Consider the following 19074-nt stretch of genomic DNA (forward strand, 5'->3'; position numbering starts at 1 on the left):
CGCCTTCGCGAGCAAGCTCGCTCCCACAGTAGTTATGTGTTGGGTTGAGGTATGGGCTCAGGCAGAAATGATGCGGTTCTTGCCCTGTCGCTTGGCCTCATACATTGCCGCATCCGCACGGGCGAACAGGCTGTCGAGGCTTTCGTCTGCCTCGGTAAGGCTGGTCAGCCCCTGGCTGACGGTGATGCCGAACGTCTGCCCGTCATGGCTGAAACTCAAACGCTGAATCTCCTGTTGCAGCCGTTCAGCCACCTGCATGGCCATGTCCGGTGCGCAGCCGGGAAATACTGCGGCGAACTCTTCCCCGCCAATCCGCCCGAACAGATCCCCCCGGCGCAACGACCCGCGTCCGCATTCGGCAATCCGTTGCAGGACGTTGTCGCCCTCCGGATGGCCGTAGGTGTCGTTGATCACTTTGAAGTCATCGATATCCAGCAGCAGAAAGGCCATTGGCGCACCCTGTACACGCGCTTCTTCGAACTCGCGGTTGGCACATTCGAAAAAATGCCGGCGATTGCTGCTTTGCGTCAGCACGTCGGTGGTCGCCAAACGATGCAGCTCGGTTTCCATCTGCTTCTTGTCAGTAATGTCTTCGGCGATACCGACGATGATCACCGGTTGTCCCGGTTCGTCCTGACGATTGATGAAGCATTTGTCGCTGAGCCAGCGCACCTGGCCATCGGCGGCGATGATGCGGTACTCGCGATCCTCCACCGCGCCTTTGTGCAGCACTTCAGCGAGGCTGCGTTCGGCGTAGTCGAGGTCGTCGGGGTAGATGCTGTCGCGCCACTGGTGGTAGTCGGCGAGCAGCAGGCCGGCGGAGCGGCCGAAAATCCGTTCGTAAGCGGGGCTGACGTACAGCACCTGCCGGGTTTCCCAGTTGAAGGCCCAGAGCACCGCGTTGACGCTGACCAACAATGAACTGAACAACTGTTCGCGTTCGCTCAGACGGGCGACTTCGCCTTGGGCGTGCATCAACGCCATGAGGGTTTGCGCGGCCTCGGGCCACTGCGGGAAGGATGAGTCTTTTTGATTGTTGTTGACCATCGGCACAGATCTCAAAGGACGTGCCGCAATTCGACAACGGCCACAGTACAGCCCGCCGGGATGGCGAAGTGTCTTTGAGATAGGCGTTTTTTGGCGAAGTTCCGAAGGGTGCACCCGGGAGCCGGGTGCACCGATCAACGGTCTCAGACTGCTGCAGGACGCAGCGAGTAGGTTTTCAACTGATCCGCAAATTCGCGCAGGGACTGGATGCCGCTGGCTTCTGCTTCGTGAATCCACTCTTTGATGGCCGCGAGCATGTCGTGGCCATTTGCGCTGGTCTTGACCCAGATCTGCTGCAGGGCCAGGCGTTTTTCGTAAATTACCTTCAACGCCTGACTGTGCTCGAGCATGGTCTGGATGCGCAGGTGATGACGGTCTTCCAGCAGGCTGGTTTCCCGCGAGAGCAGACGTTTGGCGCGGTGGAACTGGTGGCGCACCGAATGATCGACCTTGGCAAGCTCTTGCTTGACCAGTGGTCCGATCACCAATTTGCGGTACTGGGCCATGATCTGGAAGCGGTTGTTGAGGATGGCCATGGCGGTGTCCATGTCCAGATTGCCCTTGCCTTCGACGCGGTGGGCGATCGGCGCCACACGCTGAACCTTGGCCAGACGCAGGAAGCTGAAGACTTTGATCCACGCCCAGCCGAGGTCGAACTCCCACTTTTTCACCGAGAGCTTGGCCGAGTTAGGGTAGGTGTGATGGTTGTTATGCAGTTCTTCGCCGCCGATCAGGATGCCCCATGGCACCAGATTGGTCGCCGCATCGCGGCATTCGAAGTTGCGATAGCCAACCGCATGGCCCAGGCCGTTGATGACGCCGGCAGCCCAAACCGGGATCCACATCATCTGGATCGCCCAGATGGTGATGCCGATGGTGCCGAACAGCAGCAGGTCGATGACGCCCATGATCGCCACGCCCAGCAGCGGATAGCGGCTGTAGACGTTGCGTTCGATCCAGTCTTCGGGGCAGTTCTTGCCGTAGATGCGCAGGGTTTCCGGGTTCTGCGCTTCGGCGCGGTACAGCTCGGCGCCGGTACGCAGTACCGTGGAAAGACCTTTGATGACCGGGCTGTGCGGGTCGTCTTCGGTTTCGCACTTGGCGTGGTGTTTACGGTGGATGGCCGTCCACTCGCGGGTGTTCTGCGCCGTGGTCAGCCACAGCCAGAAACGGAAAAAGTGCTTCAGGCCGGCATTCAGCTCCAGGGAGCGATGGGCCGAGTAGCGGTGCAGATAGACCGTGACGGCAACAATCGTCACGTGGGTCATCAGCAGGGTGACTGCGACCAGAGACCAGGCCGACAAGCCAAGAAAACCTTCGTACCACATAGGCTATAGGGCCCTCGATAAAGATAAAAACAGCCGTTGCATTATCACCAAGCACACAGATAAAACCAGTCGCCCTTTCAGATAAGAGTCGCTGGATGTTTCTTGACCTATAATTCCAACCTTTTTGTAGGGACATGGACAGTCGAATGCCTGCCACTTACCGCGACGCTTTGCGTGCAGCGCTGCTCTATCTCGTGCTTGCCGCTGTCTGGCTGCAAGGTACTGATCATTTATTAAACAATTTCTTCGATAACTCCGTCGATCTGGCCCGATGGCAACTGATCAACGGTTACGTCTTTGCCGCGCTCAGCGCCGGGCTGATCTTTCTGGCGCGAGCGCGCTTGTGTGAGTTCCTCGGGATTGGTGCGCGTTTGCGCGGGCGCCACGCCGATCGCGAACGCCTGCGTCAAGCGGCGGCCGTATTCGATTGCACCCGCGAAGGCGTGCTGGTCACCAACCACCAAGGGCTGATCGTGCACGTCAATCGCGCGTTCATCGAGATCACCGGTTATCAGCGCGAAGAAGTCCTCGGGCAGCAGCCAAGCCTGTTCAAGTCCGGGCATCATCCGCCGGGGTTTTATCAGGCGATGTTTGCCACCCTGGAATCACACGGCGAATGGAGCGGCGAGATCTGGAACCGCCGGAAAAGCGGCGAGATTTATCCACAATGGCAAACCATCCGGGTCATTCACGATGATCAGGGCCGGCTCAGCCATTACGTCGCGGTGTTCTCCGACATCAGCGCGATCAAGAATTCCGAACATGAGCTCAAACACCTCGCGCACCACGATCCACTGACCGATCTGCCCAATCGCCTGCTGTTCAGCGACCGCGCCGAACAGGCGCTGGCCTCGGCGCAAAACCATAAGCGCGGCTGTGCACTGCTGATGCTCGATCTCGATCACTTCAAAATGATCAACGATAGCCTCGGCCATAACATCGGCGATCGCTTGCTCAAGGCAGTGGCGGCCCGTTTGCAGGCGCTGTTCGGCCCGGGCATTACCTTGGCGCGGCTCGGTGGCGACGAGTTCGCAGTGCTGGCGGAGAGTTGCCCACAACTGGTGCAGGCTGCGGCGCTGGCGCAACGCATTCTCGATGCGCTCAAGCAGCCGTTCTGCATCGATGGCCATGAACTGTTCATCAACGCCAGCATCGGCATCAGCCTCTTCCCCAGTGATGCATTGAGCGCCGAGCAACTGTTGCGCAATGCCGACGCGGCGTTGTTCAAGGCCAAGAGCAGCGGCCGCAACGGTTACGCCTTGTACACCGAAGAACTCACCGCCCACGCCCAGCAACGGGTGGAAATCGCTTTCGAACTGCGCCGCGCACTGGAGCAACAGGAACTGCGGGTTTTCTACCAACCGGTGCATGACTTGAAGACCAGTCGCCTGATCGGTGTTGAAGCCTTGGTGCGCTGGCAGCATCCGCAGCGCGGTCTGGTGTCGCCGGCGGAGTTCATTCCGATCGCTGAACGCACCGGATTGATCGCCGAGATCGACGCCTGGGTGATGCAGCAGGCGTGTCGGCAGATGTGTGAGTGGCAGCGGGCCGGCATGGTGTTGTCGTTTGTTGCGGTGAATGTTTCTTCGCGATTGTTTGCGCGTCGTGAGCTGTATCAACAGGTGGCGCAGGTGCTGCGCGATACTGGGCTGGATCCGGCCTACCTGGAGCTGGAAGTCACCGAGAGCGCGGTGATGGATGATCCGGAAGTGGCGCTGGAGCAGATGCACCGTTTGCGTGAGCTGGGGATTCGCCTGGCCATTGATGATTTCGGTACTGGCTATTCGTCGCTGCTGAGGCTCAAGCGTTTGCCGGTGCAGAAACTGAAGATCGACCAAGGATTTGTGGCAGGTTTGCCGTGGGATGAGGACGACGCGGCGATCGTCCGGGTGATCATCGCGCTGGCGCGGAGCATGGGCATGCAGGTGCACGCCGAGGGGATCGAACAGGTAGAACAGGCGGCGTTTTTGCTCGAGCAGGAATGCGATCTGGGGCAGGGGTATTGGTTTGGGCGACCGAGTCCGGCGCAGGAGATAGATTGGGCGAGAGCACCAGTGATCGGCTGAACCTGTTCGCACATTTCGCGTGGGGATGTTGCCCCGGGACGCTTCCTGTCCGCTGCAAAATCGCGCCGCAGAGCGCCGCCGGCTGCATTCCCACGCAGAGCGTGAGAGGGATGAGTTTTCTGGTTATATAAACATTCTTAAATAGTCTTTTTAAGAATATCCGCGCCTCTCTTATATTGCTCCCACGCCGAACGCAGTGCCGCCCACTGCCAGGCATATCCCATTCAAAGGAGCAGCACCATGAGCGCATCCCTTCGCAGCGTTGACGGTCAGGACGAAAGCACCATCTTGCGTGAAATCCAGAGCGCCCTGCGCGATCTGCGTTTCGGCGCGGTGGAGATCACTGTGCACAACGCGCAAGTCGTACAGATCGAACGCAAAGAGAAATTCCGTTTGCAGCAACCGGGCAAACAACCGGGTTAAAAGATCGCAGCCTGCGCCAGCTTCTGCGGGGAGTTTTGGGCAGGAGCTGCCGAAGGCTGCGATCTTTGAACCGGCAACATGATTTCCGCAATACATAAGAAAAAGCCACCACCAAGAATTCCAGGAGCTTTCACCATGTCGTCGATTCGCCGTTACGCTTTGGCCGCGCTGGCCAGTGCTGTGTTTGCCGGTTCTGCGGTTGCCAAGGATTACGAGCTGCTCAACGTGTCGTATGACCCGACGCGCGAGCTGTATCAGGACTACAACGCTGAATTCATCAAGTTCTGGCAGAAAGATCACGCCGGCGACACGGTGAAAATCCAGCAATCCCATGGCGGTTCGGGCAAGCAGGGTCGTGCGGTGATCGACGGTCTGCGCGCTGACGTGGTGACTCTGGCCCTGGCCGGTGACATCGACGAAATCGCCAAACTCGGCAAGACCCTGCCCGCCGACTGGCAGAAGCGTCTGCCGGAAGCGAGCACGCCGTATACCTCGACCATCGTCTTCCTAGTGCGCAAGGGCAACCCGAAAGGCATCAAGGACTGGGGCGATCTGGTCAAGAACGATGTCTCGGTGATCACGCCGAACCCGAAAACCTCCGGCGGTGCGCGCTGGAACTTCCTCGCCGCGTGGGCCTACGGCCTGAAAGCCAACGGCGGTGACGAAGCCAAAGCCAAAGAATATGTGCAGACCCTGTTCAAGCACGTGCCGATCCTCGACACCGGTGCGCGCGGTTCGACCATCACCTTCGTCAACAATGGTCAGGGTGACGTGTTGCTGGCTTGGGAAAACGAAGCGTTCCTGGCGCTGAAAGAAGATGGCGGCGCCGACAAGTTCGACATCGTCGTGCCTTCGCTGTCGATCCTCGCCGAACCACCGGTAGCCGTGGTCGACAAAAACGCCGAGAAGAAAGGCAACGAGCAGATCGCCGAAGCCTACCTGAAGCACCTGTACAGCCCGGCCGGCCAGGAAATCGCCGCGAAGAACTTCTACCGTCCGCGTGACAAGGACGTGGCCGCGAAGTACGCCCAGCAGTTCCCAAAACTGGAACTGGTGACCATCGACAAGGACTTCGGCGGCTGGAAAACCGCGCAGCCGAAATTCTTCAACGACGGTGGCGTGTTCGACCAGATTTATCAGGCGCAGTAATCTGACTTCAGCCACACATCAAGCCTGAAGCGAGGCGCGGAAAATGTGGGAGCGAGCTTGCTCGCGAAAGCGGAGTGTCAGACGACGTAGAGTTGGCTGATACTCCCTCTTCGCGAGCAAGCTCGCTCCCACATTGGTGCGTTCAGCGGAATGCTTTTTAACCAAGGACTTTTATGTCGCGTCGTATTTCCCCCGTCATACCCGGCTTCGGGCTGACGCTGGGCTACACCTTGGTGTACCTCAGCCTGATTGTGCTTATCCCGCTGGCGGCGATGTTCGTCCACGCCGCGCAACTCACCTGGGATCAGTTCTGGGCGATCATCTCCGCACCGCGCGTGCTGGCCGCGTTGAAGCTGAGCTTCGGCACCGCGCTGTGTGCGGCGATCATCAACGGCATCATCGGTACGCTGCTGGCCTGGGTGCTGGTGCGCTATACGTTCCCGGGGCGCAAGGTGATCGACGCGATGATCGATCTGCCCTTCGCGCTGCCAACCGCCGTTGCCGGTATCGCATTGACCGCGCTTTACGCGCCGGCCGGTCTGGTCGGGCAATTCGCTGCCGACCTCGGTTTCAAAATCGCTTACACCCCGCTCGGTATCACTTTGGCGCTGACCTTTGTCACGCTACCGTTCGTGGTGCGTACGGTGCAACCGGTGCTGGCCGACATTCCCCGTGAAGTCGAAGAAGCCGCCGCGTGCCTCGGTGCGAAACCGTTGCAGGTGTTCCGCCACATCCTCGTTCCCGCGCTGCTGCCCGCCTGGCTGACCGGTTTTGCCTTGGCGTTCGCGCGTGGCGTTGGCGAGTACGGTTCGGTGATTTTCATCGCCGGCAACATGCCGATGAAAACCGAGATCCTGCCGCTGCTGATCATGGTCAAACTCGACCAATACGATTACACCGGCGCCACCGCTATCGGCGTGTTGATGCTGGTGGTTTCCTTCGTCCTGCTGCTGCTGATCAACTTGCTGCAGCGGCGCATCGAAACCCCATAAGGAGGCGCGAACAATGTCCCAATCGTCTATTGCGGCCGCCTCTTCGGCCAACGCTGCACGCCGTGGCAGTGCCACTTCGCGCAGAGTCCTGATCGGCCTTGGCTGGCTGGTCTTCTTCCTGTTTCTGTTGCTGCCGTTGTTCATCGTCGTATCGCAGGGTTTGAAGAATGGCCTCGGCGCATTTTTCACCGCGATCTTTGAGCCGGATGCGCTTTCTGCGCTGAAACTCACCGTGTTCGCCGTGCTGATTTCGGTGCCGCTGAACCTGGTGTTCGGCGTCAGCGCCGCGTGGTGCGTGAGCAAGTACTCGTTCCGCGGCAAGAGCATGCTGGTGACGCTGATCGACCTGCCGTTCTCGGTGTCGCCGGTGATCGCCGGTCTGGTCTACGTGCTGATGTTCGGCGCGCAGGGCCTGTTTGGGCCATGGCTGCAGGATCACGACATCCAGATCGTCTTCGCTTTGCCGGGCATCGTGCTGGCGACGATTTTTGTCACCGTGCCGTTTGTGGCCCGCGAACTGATTCCGCTGATGCAGGAGCAAGGCACTCAGGAAGAGGAGGCCGCGCGCCTGCTCGGTGCCAATGGCTGGCAGATGTTCTGGCATGTCACCGTGCCGAACATCAAGTGGGGCCTGATCTATGGCGTGGTGCTGTGTACCGCGCGGGCCATGGGTGAATTCGGTGCGGTGTCGGTGGTGTCGGGGCACATTCGCGGGGTGACCAACACCTTGCCGCTGCACGTCGAGATCCTCTACAACGAATACAACCACGTGGCCGCGTTCGCTGTGGCGAGCCTGTTGCTGATCCTGGCGCTCTTCATCCTGCTGGCCAAGCAGTGGAGCGAAAACCGTATCAACCGCCTGCGCGCCAGCGCCGCGGAGGAATAATTCATGTCGATCGAAGTGCGTAACGTCAGCAAGAATTTCAACGCGTTCAAGGCGCTGGACAACATCAGCCTGGACATCCACAGCGGTGAACTGGTCGCGCTGCTCGGCCCATCGGGCTGCGGCAAGACCACGCTGCTGCGGATTATCGCCGGCCTGGAAACCCCGGATCAGGGCAATATCGTTTTCCACGGTGAAGACGTTTCCGGCCACGACGTGCGTGATCGCAACGTCGGTTTCGTGTTCCAGCACTACGCCTTGTTCCGGCACATGACCGTGTTCGACAACGTCGCGTTCGGCCTGCGCATGAAGCCGAAAAACCAGCGCCCGAGCGAAAGCCAGATCGCGGTCAAGGTGCATGAGTTGCTGAACATGGTGCAGCTGGATTGGCTGTCGGATCGTTATCCGGAGCAATTGTCTGGCGGCCAGCGTCAGCGTATCGCTTTGGCCCGTGCCTTGGCGGTCGAGCCGAAAGTGCTGCTGCTCGATGAGCCGTTCGGCGCCCTTGATGCCAAGGTACGGAAAGAGTTGCGCCGCTGGTTGGCGCGTCTGCACGAAGATATCAACCTGACGTCGGTGTTCGTGACCCACGACCAGGAAGAAGCCATGGAAGTCGCCGACCGTATCGTGGTGATGAACAAGGGCGTGATCGAACAGATCGGCTCACCGGGCGACGTCTACGAAAACCCGGCCAGCGATTTCGTTTACCACTTCCTCGGCGATTCGAACCGCTTGCTGTTGAGCGACGACAATCACGTGCTGTTCCGCCCGCATGAAGTGTCGTTGTCCAGGCATGAGCTGGAGGATCACCATGCGGCTGAGGTGCGTGATATCCGGCCATTGGGCGCGACCACGCGGGTGACGCTGAAGGTGGAAGGGCAGACGGATTTGATCGAGGCCGAAGTGGTCAAGGATCACGACAGCCTGATCGGTCTGGCCAAGGGCGAAACGCTGTTCTTCAAACCCAAGGTCTGGCAGAAAGTCGCCAGCCTCTAAGACTGATCGTTCCCACGCTCTGCGTGGGAATGCATCCCGTGACGCTCTGCGTCACAGTGGACGCGGAGCGTCCATGGCGGCGTTCCCACGCAGAGCGTGGGAACGAGCGACTTGAAGTCTAGATTGCCGCACGATTCGGATTGACCCGCACCACCCCGGCCCGCGCCTCGATCTGCTCTTTCAATTCATGCCGCATCCCGAGCATGAACGCCAACTCGGCCACCACAAACAGCGGCCCGACGATCAGCCCCGATACATCATCGACAAACGCCGGTTTGCGCCCTTCATAGTGATGCCCGACAAACTGGATCACCCAGCCCAACACAAACATCGCCAGACCACTGCTTAGCCAGACCATGGTGCTCTGCTGCGCCAACACATGCCCGGCCCAGACTGACAGGCCCATCAGCACCGTCATCAACACCCCGAGCTTCACTTCAAGGCGCAAGTAAAACCACGCCGAAGCCAGCGCCGCGATAACGGCTGGAGATATCCACAAGCCACCCAGTAACCATTCCGGGCGCGACAACAAAACCGCCACGGCCACCACGATCAGCGGAATGCCGATAAAGTGGCTGGCGATATTGCGCGGATCACGGTGGTAGGCGGCGTATTGACTGAGATGGTCGACGAGGCTTTTCATTGTTGTTCCTCCGGTAGGGTTGATCGCATCATCCCTCGGGATCGGGGTTCGCTCTGTCAGGCAGGCGACAGTCCAGGAGTGTTTATGCAAATTCGTTCGCGATTGATGACCGGCCAGTGGTTCAGTCATCTGCCGGCGTCCTTTCAGGATAGCTTGCTGGCGGCGGCTCGGGAGCGGCGGCTGACGGCGGGGCAGCGTTTGTTCCAGCGCGGTGATGCGCCGTGCGGTTTGTACGCGGTGCTCGATGGCGCCGTGCGTATCGGCGCGGTAAGCGAGCAAGGGAAGGAGGCGTTATTGAGCCTGGTGGAGGCACCGCACTGGTTCGGCGAAATCTGCCTGTTCGATGGTCAGCCGCGGACCCATGACGCCTACGCAGTCGGGCCGTGTACGCTGCTGAATATCCCGCAAGCTACGTTGTTGAAACTGCTCGATGAGAACCCCGTGTACTGGCGGCATCTAGCGCTGCTGATGAGCCATAAACTGCGACTGACTTTCATCAATCTTGAACAGTTGAGCCTGCTGCCAGCCCCGGCGCGCTTGGCCCATCGCTTGCTGATGATTGCCGAAGGCTACGGCGAACTCGATGCGCCACGCCGTGTGCTGCAACTGCCGCAGGAGCAGTTGGCATCGATGCTGTCGCTGTCGCGGCAGACCACCAACCAGATCCTCAAGGATTTGCAGGGGCAGGGGATTATCGGGCTCGGGTATGGCGAGATCGAAATCCTCGACGCCGCGCGATTGCGCGCCCTCGCCACGATCTAATGGGCACCTGAAATCCCCTGTGGGAGCGAGCTTGCTCGCGAAAGCGGTGGGTCATTCAACGGTGATGTCGACTGACCCGACGCCTTCGCGAGCAGGCTCGCTCCCACATTTTTGATCTGTGCTGGTTTTACGAACCGCGATAGGTCGAGAAGCCGTACGGGCTGAGTAGCAGCGGGATGTGGTAGTGCTGATCGGTCTGCTTGACCTCGAAGATCACCGGAATCTCCGGGAAGAACGTGTCGTGTTTGACCTTCTTGAAATACTCGCCAGTCTTGAACACCACGCGGTATTCACCCGCTTCGAAAGGCTGCTTGGCCGGGAACAGCTCGGCAATTCGCCCTTGTTCATTGGTTGTGCCCTGAGCCAGTGGCTGCCAGTTCTGGCCGACGTGTTTCTCCAGCGTCACGTTGATGCCCGGCGACGGCAGGCCGTTTTCCAGATTGAGCACGTGCACGCTCAGCGGGTTGCCAGCGGCCAGCACCAAGCTTGAGAAAGCACTCAGGCCGAGCGCGGCGAAAGTCATGCGCAAAGTATTCATCGATGCATCTCCTTATTGGGAACGGGTAGTGGCCAGACCGGTTTTCTCGGCAGCCTTGATTGCACAGTCTTCGTCTTGCTCACCGCCGCCGGAACCGGCCACGCCCATCGCGCCCACCAGTTCAGTGCCGAGGAACAGCGGGATCCCGCCGCCGAGTAACAGCAACTCGTCGAGGGTGTTGAGGTTGACGGTTTCCGGGTTGCTGCGGGCGCGTTCGGCGAACAAGCGGGTGGCGGTCTTGGTCGACAGCGCGGTGTATGCCTTGCGTTGGCTGGCGGCGGTGTTGTGTGGGCCGACACCGTCGCCGCGCAGGGTCACTAACAAGTTGCCGCCCCGGTTGAGCACCGACACCGTGCCGGTGCAGTTGGCCATGGCGGTGTCGGCGAGCAGCCGTGCGGTTTTCAGGTCGAGGTCGGCGTGACGCGGTAGCTCAGGACTGGCGGCAGCGACGCCACTGAGGCCGATCATCAGGCTTGCAACGAAGTATTTGACGGTCATGGGCAGGTTCCAAAAGCTGAGGTCGCCACCTTAATCGCCAGTCTTCGTCAGAACCTCGTCAGTCTGATTACAAGTTTGTAATGGGCAACGCCGCCGAAGGCGCCTAGCCTGTGTGTCTGAACAATCGAGGTGTGCCATGCGTTTGCTGGTCGTAGAAGATGAAGCCAAAACCGCGAATTTCCTCGCCAAAGGCCTGGGCGAGTCCGGGTTTGCCGTGGACGTGGCGCTCAATGGCCTCGATGGGCGCTACTTTATCGAGCAGCAGGAATATGACCTGATCATCCTCGACGTGATGCTCCCCGGCCTCAATGGCTGGCAATTGCTGCAATTGATCCGCCAGCGCGGCGCCACGCCGGTGCTGTTTCTCACCGCCAAGGACGCCATCGAAGACCGCGTGCGCGGTCTCGAACTGGGCGCCGACGATTACCTGCTAAAACCCTTCGCCTTCGCCGAACTGCTCGCGCGGGTACGCACGTTGCTGCGGCGCGGGCCGATGCGCGAAGCCGAGTCGTACACCATCGCCGATCTGGAAATCGATGTGCTGCGCCGCCGCGTCAGTCGCGGTGGCCAGCGCATTGCCCTGACCAACAAGGAATTCGCTCTGCTGCAACTGCTCGCCAGCCGTCAGGGCGAAGTGCTGTCGCGCACGCTGATCGCCTCGCAGGTGTGGAACCTGAATTTCGACAGCGACACCAACATGGTCGAAGTCGCCGTGCGGCGTTTGCGCTCCAAAGTTGATGATCCGTATATGCCGAAACTGATCCACACCGTGCGCGGAGTCGGCTATCAACTGGAAGCGCCCGACGATGCGCTCTAGGTCGATCGCCTGGCGTCTGGCGCTGGCGTTCGCATTGGTCTGCGCCTTGGTGCTGAGCGCTATCGGCGTATTTCTCTACCGCTCGCTGGCCTCGGAAATCGCCTACCGCGACGACCTCGCGTTGCTCGGTCGACTGGAGCAGGTGCGGGCGTTGCTCGCCGACAGCGACAGCCTTGATGCCTTGCAGGCGCGGCCACGGCTGTATCAGAACATGCTCGGTAACCTCGACAGCCTGTTACTGGTGCGCCGCGCCGATGGCTCCAGTGTGATTGCCATTAACCCGCGTCAACGCGAGTTACCACCGCTGAACGCGATCCCCCCCGAGCAAACGCCACAGCGACGCGACGTGCTGACCTGGCAAGCACCAGACGGTGCCGAGCTGGCGCTGTTATCCGGTGAAGCCCAAGGACCGAACGGCGAACCGCTGACGATCATCGCCGGCAAGGTATTGAGTGAGCGCGAGCAGATGCTCGCCAGTTACCGTATGCGCTTGTATCTGGCGGTCGGGCTCGGCGCGTTGCTCGCCTTTGCCTTGGGCTTGCTGTTGCTGCGCCGGGGCTTGCGACCGTTACGGCGGTTGAGCGAAGCGGTACGCGGCATCGATCTGCGCAGCCTCGATCAACGCCTTCCCGCCCATGGCACGCCGGCAGAACTGCTTGAACCGGTGCAGGCGCTCAACGGCATGCTCGCGCGGCTGGACGACAGCGTGCAGCGTCTCTCGCAGTTCTCCGCCGACCTCGCCCATGAGATTCGCACGCCGTTGCACACCTTGTTGGCGAGCAACGGTCAGGCGCTGAATCATCCGCGCAGCACCGAGGAGTATCAGGAAGTGCTGGCGTCGAACATGGAAGAATTCGAACGGCTTAAGCGCATGGCGGAAAACCTGATGTTCCTTGCCCGTGCCGAGCAGGCCGAGCGAGCGCTCCATCTGCAAGCGCTGGATTTGCACAGCGTTGGTGTTGAGCTGTGTGATTATTTTGAAGCGTTGGCGGATGACCGCGATCTGCGGCTGGACAATCAACTGCATGGCGAATTGCTCGCTGATCAGCAACTGCTGCAACGGGCGCTTGGCAATCTGTTGGCCAATGCCGTGCGTCATGCTGACCCCGGATCCGTAATCAGTCTGCTCCGCCGCGACGAGCCAGGGTGGTGCTGGTTGCAGGTGCACAACCAAGGCTCGGCGATTGCGCAGGAGCATCTGAGTAAACTCTTCGACCGCTTCTATCGCGTTGACCCTTCACGGGCAGAGCCGGGGGATTCCGGTGGGTTGGGGTTGGCGATTGTGCAGTCGATCATGCAGCTGCATGGCGGGCAGGTGCGGGTGAGCAGTGATGCTGATGGCACCATTTTTGAGCTGGGTTTTGAGGTGAACAGGTGATTACTTCTTGCTCACTCGGAATTAGGCTAATCTTGCTCACTGACTGCATCAAATGCGATGCAAATTAAGTAAATATCTAAATTTGCACCGTATTTGATGCAGGAAATAACATGGAACAGCTTGGTGAATTGATCAAGGCCCTTCGCAAGGCGAACAAAATGACTCAGCAGGCACTGGCTCAGCAATACGGAATGAGCCGCGCGACGATTTCGGGGATCGAAAACAACACTATTTCGGAAATCGGCCTGCGCAAAGTCGAAGCGATCCTCAACGGGTTTGGCTATGAGCTGACGGCGGTTCCACGTCAGTCTCGTCGACCGACACTTGATACGCTGCAAAAGGTTAACTTCCATGACTGAGTCGTCAGATCGATTAAATGTCTGTGTCGGCGGGCAAGCGGTGGGAACGTTGGCGCGCGGGCAAGATCGAGTCGACAGCGTCTTCAATTACCGCGAACAAGCCAGTGCCGAAAACGCCGTATCACTGACAATGCCGTCCCGGCTGGAAAGTTATGTTTGGGAAAGTGGCATACATCCGGTTTTCGAAATGAATTTGCCGGAAGGTGCGCTTCGTGATGAGCTGGTTCGTCGTTTCAGCAAGGCGGTTCGTGGTTTCGATGACTTCGCACTGCTGGCCATTGTGGGCCCCTTTCAGCTGGGTCGGTTGTCAATTACCGAAGCATCGACAGTGGATCGACCACCCGAAACGTCATTGGCCGATTTGCTCGTGCACGATGGTGCGCAGGGCCTGTTCGAGGATCTATTGAAAACCTACGGCCAGTATTCCGGAGTGTCTGGGGTGCAGCCAAAAGTGCTGGTACGTGACAGCGCTGCCGCGATTGATCGCCTGACTCATCGGGGATCGACCCATCTGGTCAAGGCGTTTCGTGCCAATGAGTATCCGCAGTTGGCGACCAACGAATACTTCTGCATGCGCGCCGCGCAACACAGCGGGCTTGAGGTGCCGCAGTTTGAGTTGAGCGAGCAGGGCAAGTTTCTGGTTATCGAGCGATTTGACTTGAGTGGCACGGGCTACTTGGGTTTCGAGGACTTCTGCGTGCTCAACGGCTGGCCGTCGAAAGCCAAATACGACGGTTCTTACGAAGGTGCGGCTCGGCAGATCAAGGCATTTGTTTCACCCGCGTTGCTCAATCATGCGCTCGAAGCATTTTTCAAAATTGTGGCTTTGTCCGCAGGTCTGAAAAACGGCGACGCTCATCTTAAAAACTTCGGTGTGCTGTACGAAGACTGTGGCGAGGAATCGACAATCAGACTCGCACCCGCATACGACATCATCACCACATCGGTCTACATAAAGAACGACAGTATGGCGTTGCTGTTGGGGGGGTCGAAGGCCTGGCCAAAGCACAAAATGCTGGTACGCTTTGGTCGAACTGCCTGCAATCTGACCGAGGCGCGTTGCAATGAATTACTGCAGCAAGTGGCTAACGGTATGCAGGTGGCAATGGGCGAAATGGCGGAGTACAGCGCAAGTCATCCAGCGTTCGCCGAGATGGGATCTGCCATGATCGAGCAATGGTCATCCGGTATGGAACGCAGTCTGGCTAAAGGCTGACGATCAGCGCAACCCATCGCGAAACTGCCCCGGCGTCATCCCCGTCCAGCGCTTGAACGCGCGGCTGAAACTGCTGGTATCAGCGAACCCCAGCAAATAACTCACCTCACTCAACGAGCACTGCGGATCGCGCAGATGCAGCAACGCCAGATTCTCGCGGCTCTCGTTGAGCAACGTATCAAAACGACAACCCTCATCCGCCAGATGCCGTTGCAGGCTGCGCAAACTCAGGTGCAGCGCCTGGGCAATCCGCTCGGCACTCGGTTCGCCTTCCGGCAATTGTTCCTCGATGGCGTCGCGCACCTTGCGCTCCCAGGTCAGCGGCTGGAGCTGGGCCATCGTGCGTTTGAGCACCGCTTCGTTGTGTTCGGCGAGTTCCGGGTTGGCGTCGTCGAGGTGGCTGTCGAAGTCGGTGAGGGCGAACTCCAGACGATCCTCGGTACAGCCGAAATGCACCGGGGCGCGGAAGACTTTGTGCCATTGCTGCGCATCGTTCGGCTCCGGCCGGCGCAGGTAAACCGCCAGCGGCGCGTAATCGCGACCAAGACGATTACGGCAGGTGCGCACGTAGATCGCGGTAAACGCATCGATGGCTTCGAAGGCTGGCGCCGGATTGCCTGACGGAATTTTCAGACGAAATTGATAACGGTCGTCGTTGCGGCTCAGCTCTAGTTCCAGCGCATCGCTGACCACCGGGTGGTAGCGCACGATACGCTCGAACACTTCACGCAGGCTGCCACTGGCAACCAGTGCATAACCGAGGGCATGGAACGTAGTCGGGCTGACGAAGCGTGACACGCGCAGACCAATCGCCGGATCGCCGCTGACCTGCACGGCGATTTCCCACAGGCGCGTGGTGCCGGACAGTGGATAACGGGCGTTGGGGTCGTCCATCAAATTCGGATCGAGCCCGGCCTGTTGACACAGGGCAATGCTGTCCAGCCCCAGCGCATCAAGTTGCTTGCGCAAGGCACGGGTCCAGCTGGCGAGGGAGGTCGGTTCCTTCATGCTGATTGGCGCTTCCGGTCAACAGGTTGGCGTTCTCGGCTACCGCAATTGAAGCACTGGCGAGGCACGATGCGAACATCATAAACCCGAGGATGGAAGCATGGACGGTACTTCTGCAAGTCCCCAGCGACACAATGCGGCCCAGCGATCAGCGCATATTCGCGAAGTGGTACTGGCCAAAGGCGTCGAATTGCGTGATCGCTACCCGATTCTCAAGCATCAGGATGCGCTGGGCGCGGGGATTCTGGCCTTTGCCCTGATCGGCATGATCGGCTCGGCGACGCTGTACATCACCGGCCATATGGCGTGGTGGGCGTGCCTGTTGCTCAATGCGTTTTTCGCTTCGCTGACCCATGAGCTGGAACACGACCTGATCCACAGCATGTATTTCCGCAAGCAACGCGTACCGCACAATTTGATGATGGGCCTGGTGTGGCTGGCGCGGCCGAGCACGATCAACCCGTGGATTCGTCGGCATCTGCACCTCAATCACCACAAGGTCTCCGGCACTGAAACCGATATGGAAGAACGCGCGATCACCAACGGCGAGCCTTGGGGCTTTGCGCGGTTGCTGATGGTTGGCGACAACGTGATGTCGGCATTCATCCGCATGCTGCGAGCCAAGACCTGGGCGCACAAGTTCAGCATCATCAAGCGTACGTTGAAGGTGTACGCGCCGCTGGCGCTGGTGCATTGGGGTGCGTGGTATGTGTTTCTCGGTTTCCATGCGGCCAATGGCATTGCGTACCTGCTGGGCGCACCGATCGAATGGTCAGCGACGACGTTGTCGGTGATGCAGGTGATCGATATCGCCGCTGTGGTGATCATCGGCCCGAATGTTTTGCGTACGTTTTGCCTGCACTTCATCAGTTCGAACATGCATTACTACGGCGATGTTGAACTGGGCAATGTGTTGCAGCAGTGTCAGGTGCTCAACCCTTGGTGGTTGTGGCCGTTGCAGGCGTTTTGCTTCAACTTTGGAAGCAGTCACGGGATTCATCATTTTGTGGTGAAGGAGCCGTTTTATATTCGCCAGATGACCGTGCCGGTGGCGCATAAGGTGATGCGTGAGATGGGGGTGCGGTTTAATGATTTCGGGACGTTTGGGCGGGCTAACCGGTTTGTTCGTCGGGATGAAGTTGCGGTGTCTGGTGAGGCGGTGGAGGCCTGACAAGCGGCCCTCACCCTAGCCCTCTCCCAGAGGGAGAGGGGACTGACCGAGTTGTTTGCGCTTGATACATCGACCTGAAACTGCGAGTCGAACTCAGGTTTGAAGAGCATGAAGATCTGCTCCCTTTCCCCCTCTCCCTCTGGGAGAGGGCTGGGGTGAGGGGCTTTTGATCTTGCCCTCAATCCGGCTGAAACGGCGATTCGCTCAAAATCACCCCCGTCTCCTCAACATACTGCTGCCAATGCCCAATCAACGCGCTGAGCTTCTCCGGCCGACTCACCGCCAGATCATGAATTTCCCCCGGATCACTGCTCAAATCATACAGCTGCCACGCCGCCGGCCCGACAGGCCCGGGAATCCACACCGCTTTCCACGACCCCTGCCGAATCGCCCGACGCCCGAACAATTCCCAACCCGTCACCGTGTGCTCGTCATGCACCTGCGCCGTCTCGCCGGACAAGAACCCCAACCACGACTTCCCGCGCAGCGGCGCCACCGGTTTGCCGTGCCAGACCTTGCCCGGATGGCGTACTCCGGCCAGATCAAGAATCGTCGGCGTGATGTCCATCACCGTGCCGAAACCATGGCTGATCTGACCTTTGATCGCCAATTGTGGGTAGTGCAGCAACGCCGGCACGCGGATCCCGCCCTCAGTGGTAAACGCCTTGAACAGCCGCGACGGCGCGGTCGCCACTTGCGCCCAGTTCGGCCCGTACCAGACGTAAGAGTTAGCCCGGCCAATGTTGTCGAGGCTGTTGTCGTAGTGCTGGCTGAGGTACGTCACCAGTTCCGGGCCGAATTTTGGGAACGCTTCGAGCAGCGCGCCTTCGGCACCGTTGTCGGACATGAACAGGATGAACGTATTGTCGAGCTGCCCTTGCTGGCGCAGATAATCGACCACTCGGCCGATGTTCCAGTCCATGCGCTCGACCATCGCCGCGTAGACCTCCATCGCCCGGGCGGAAATCTGTTTTTGTTCCTCGCTCAACGCGTCCCACTGCTGGGTCAACTGAATCAAAGGATGCGGTTCAACGTCTGGCTCGATCAGGCCGAGGGCTTTGAGTTTTTCCAGGCGTTCCAGGCGCAGCACTTCAGGGCCGGCGTCATAGCGACCACGGTATTTCTCGACGATCTCGGCGGGCGCCTGCAACGGCCAGTGCGGTGCGGAGAATGGCAGGTAAGCGAAGAACGGCCGGGTCTGGTCACGCTCCTTGAGGTACTGCAGCAACTTGTCGCCAAAGGCATCGGAGGAATAGAAATCCTTGGGCAATTCGTCGAGAAATGTATCGTCTTCGATGTACAACGCCGGGGTGGACTTCAGCAGGCCGGGGGTTTGCTCGTCGTAGGTCGGCTCGAAACCGTAGTGGTTGGCCGCGCCGGGCAGCAGCGAAAACGAGCGCTCGAAACCCCGCGCGTGAGGTGCTAGTTCAGCCTTCAAGCCGAGGTGCCATTTACCGCTCATCAACGTTTGATAACCGGCCTCGCGCAGTAGCTCGGGCAGGGCGACGACACGGTCGTTGAGGTAACCCTCGTAACCGGGTTTACCGATCAGTTCCGGCGTCAGCGTTTCTGCCATGGTGCCGATGCCGGCGATGTGGTGGTCGGTACCGGTCAGCAACATCGAACGGGTCGGCGAGCAGGTCGGTGCGGTATGAAAATCGGTGAGGCGCAGGCCATTGTTGGCCAGGGCATCAAGGTGCGGCGTGGCGATTTCGCCGCCGAACGCACCGATGTCGGAGAAGCCGAGATCATCGGCCAGAATCACCAGAAAATTGGGACGTTGCGGCATCGCAAAACTCC

The 19074-nt window shown here is 59.4% G+C and carries 19 protein-coding genes; 12 read left to right on the forward strand and 7 right to left on the reverse strand.

Annotation, left to right across the window (positions count from 1 at the left end; genetic code table 11):
• Positions 1 to 57 precede the first annotated feature (57 nt).
• Together ACZZ0G_RS12755 and desA are read right to left on the reverse strand one after the other, a co-directional pair.
• Entirely contained in the window at positions 58 to 1047 is a 990-nt protein-coding gene (locus ACZZ0G_RS12755) for a GGDEF domain-containing protein (RefSeq protein ID WP_463556364.1), read from the reverse strand.
• Between the two features lie 143 nt (positions 1048 to 1190).
• On the reverse strand, positions 1191 to 2375 hold the full coding sequence (desA, locus tag ACZZ0G_RS12760) for a delta-9 fatty acid desaturase DesA (RefSeq protein WP_116029347.1): 1185 nt from the start codon (positions 2373 to 2375) through the stop codon (positions 1191 to 1193).
• Positions 2376 to 2521: 146 nt separating this feature from the next.
• On the opposite strand from desA, the gene dibA reads away from it, so the two are divergent.
• From dibA to ACZZ0G_RS12790, 6 genes are all read left to right on the forward strand, one after another.
• Positions 2522 to 4441: a phosphodiesterase DibA gene (gene dibA, locus ACZZ0G_RS12765; protein WP_463556365.1), complete on the forward strand. Its 1920-nt coding sequence runs from the start codon at positions 2522 to 2524 to the stop codon at positions 4439 to 4441.
• 240 nt (positions 4442 to 4681) lie between these two features.
• Positions 4682 to 4864 carry a sulfur starvation response protein OscA gene (oscA, locus tag ACZZ0G_RS12770; protein ID WP_007917682.1) on the forward strand — a complete coding sequence of 61 codons (183 nt, stop codon included), beginning with the start codon at positions 4682 to 4684 and terminating at the stop codon, positions 4862 to 4864.
• Positions 4865 to 4999: 135 nt separating this feature from the next.
• The gene (locus ACZZ0G_RS12775; protein ID WP_034151823.1) at positions 5000 to 6013 is read left to right on the forward strand and encodes a sulfate ABC transporter substrate-binding protein; all 1014 of its coding nucleotides are present in this window, start codon (positions 5000 to 5002) and stop codon (positions 6011 to 6013) included.
• A 173-nt stretch (positions 6014 to 6186) separates the two neighbouring features.
• Positions 6187 to 7005 (forward strand): sulfate ABC transporter permease subunit CysT, encoded by an 819-nt coding sequence (cysT, locus tag ACZZ0G_RS12780; RefSeq protein ID WP_008080019.1) that lies wholly within the window; start codon positions 6187 to 6189, stop codon positions 7003 to 7005.
• A gap of 13 nt (positions 7006 to 7018) precedes the next feature.
• Positions 7019 to 7891 carry a sulfate ABC transporter permease subunit CysW gene (gene cysW, locus ACZZ0G_RS12785; RefSeq protein WP_034151824.1) on the forward strand — a complete coding sequence of 291 codons (873 nt, stop codon included), beginning with the start codon at positions 7019 to 7021 and terminating at the stop codon, positions 7889 to 7891.
• Positions 7892 to 7894: 3 nt separating this feature from the next.
• Positions 7895 to 8884: a sulfate/molybdate ABC transporter ATP-binding protein gene (locus ACZZ0G_RS12790; RefSeq protein WP_122594084.1), complete on the forward strand. Its 990-nt coding sequence runs from the start codon at positions 7895 to 7897 to the stop codon at positions 8882 to 8884.
• 118 nt (positions 8885 to 9002) lie between these two features.
• Here the strand turns inward: ACZZ0G_RS12790 and ACZZ0G_RS12795 are convergent, their stop codons facing one another.
• On the reverse strand, positions 9003 to 9527 hold the full coding sequence (locus tag ACZZ0G_RS12795) for an Mpo1 family 2-hydroxy fatty acid dioxygenase (RefSeq protein ID WP_463556366.1): 525 nt from the start codon (positions 9525 to 9527) through the stop codon (positions 9003 to 9005).
• Between the two features lie 84 nt (positions 9528 to 9611).
• Here ACZZ0G_RS12795 and ACZZ0G_RS12800 point away from each other — a divergent pair, with 84 nt between their 5' ends.
• Positions 9612 to 10289: a Crp/Fnr family transcriptional regulator gene (locus ACZZ0G_RS12800; protein ID WP_463556367.1), complete on the forward strand. Its 678-nt coding sequence runs from the start codon at positions 9612 to 9614 to the stop codon at positions 10287 to 10289.
• Between the two features lie 127 nt (positions 10290 to 10416).
• Here ACZZ0G_RS12800 and uraH read toward each other — a convergent pair whose 3' ends face one another.
• Positions 10417 to 10827, reverse strand: coding sequence for a hydroxyisourate hydrolase (gene uraH / locus ACZZ0G_RS12805; RefSeq protein ID WP_463556368.1), 411 nt, complete (start codon positions 10825 to 10827; stop codon positions 10417 to 10419).
• A 12-nt stretch (positions 10828 to 10839) separates the two neighbouring features.
• Positions 10840 to 11325, reverse strand: a complete 486-nt coding sequence (locus ACZZ0G_RS12810) for a GlcG/HbpS family heme-binding protein (RefSeq protein ID WP_463556369.1) — start codon at positions 11323 to 11325, stop codon at positions 10840 to 10842.
• Positions 11326 to 11461: 136 nt separating this feature from the next.
• On the opposite strand from ACZZ0G_RS12810, the gene ACZZ0G_RS12815 reads away from it, so the two are divergent.
• From ACZZ0G_RS12815 to ACZZ0G_RS12830, 4 genes are all read left to right on the forward strand, one after another.
• Positions 11462 to 12142: a heavy metal response regulator transcription factor gene (locus ACZZ0G_RS12815; protein ID WP_038367211.1), complete on the forward strand. Its 681-nt coding sequence runs from the start codon at positions 11462 to 11464 to the stop codon at positions 12140 to 12142.
• Positions 12132 to 13520 (forward strand): heavy metal sensor histidine kinase, encoded by a 1389-nt coding sequence (locus ACZZ0G_RS12820; RefSeq protein ID WP_463556370.1) that lies wholly within the window; start codon positions 12132 to 12134, stop codon positions 13518 to 13520. Before ACZZ0G_RS12815 ends, ACZZ0G_RS12820 begins: the two co-directional genes overlap by 11 nt.
• Before the next feature lie 110 nt (positions 13521 to 13630).
• Positions 13631 to 13879 carry a helix-turn-helix domain-containing protein gene (locus ACZZ0G_RS12825; protein WP_007917667.1) on the forward strand — a complete coding sequence of 83 codons (249 nt, stop codon included), beginning with the start codon at positions 13631 to 13633 and terminating at the stop codon, positions 13877 to 13879.
• The gene (locus ACZZ0G_RS12830) at positions 13872 to 15095 is read left to right on the forward strand and encodes a type II toxin-antitoxin system HipA family toxin (RefSeq protein ID WP_463556371.1); all 1224 of its coding nucleotides are present in this window, start codon (positions 13872 to 13874) and stop codon (positions 15093 to 15095) included. Before ACZZ0G_RS12825 ends, ACZZ0G_RS12830 begins: the two co-directional genes overlap by 8 nt.
• 3 nt (positions 15096 to 15098) lie before the next feature.
• Here ACZZ0G_RS12830 and ACZZ0G_RS12835 read toward each other — a convergent pair whose 3' ends face one another.
• A complete protein-coding gene (locus ACZZ0G_RS12835) occupies positions 15099 to 16103 on the reverse strand; it encodes an AraC family transcriptional regulator (protein WP_122594077.1) in 1005 nt (334 codons plus the stop codon).
• A gap of 100 nt (positions 16104 to 16203) precedes the next feature.
• On the opposite strand from ACZZ0G_RS12835, the gene ACZZ0G_RS12840 reads away from it, so the two are divergent.
• Positions 16204 to 17274 carry a fatty acid desaturase gene (locus ACZZ0G_RS12840; protein WP_463556372.1) on the forward strand — a complete coding sequence of 357 codons (1071 nt, stop codon included), beginning with the start codon at positions 16204 to 16206 and terminating at the stop codon, positions 17272 to 17274.
• A gap of 178 nt (positions 17275 to 17452) precedes the next feature.
• On the opposite strand, the gene ACZZ0G_RS12845 is transcribed toward ACZZ0G_RS12840, so the two are convergent.
• Positions 17453 to 19063, reverse strand: a complete 1611-nt coding sequence (locus tag ACZZ0G_RS12845) for an arylsulfatase (RefSeq protein ID WP_463556373.1) — start codon at positions 19061 to 19063, stop codon at positions 17453 to 17455.
• Positions 19064 to 19074 lie beyond the last annotated feature (11 nt).

The sequence above is a fragment of the Pseudomonas sp. AC169 genome (genome assembly GCF_979258515.1).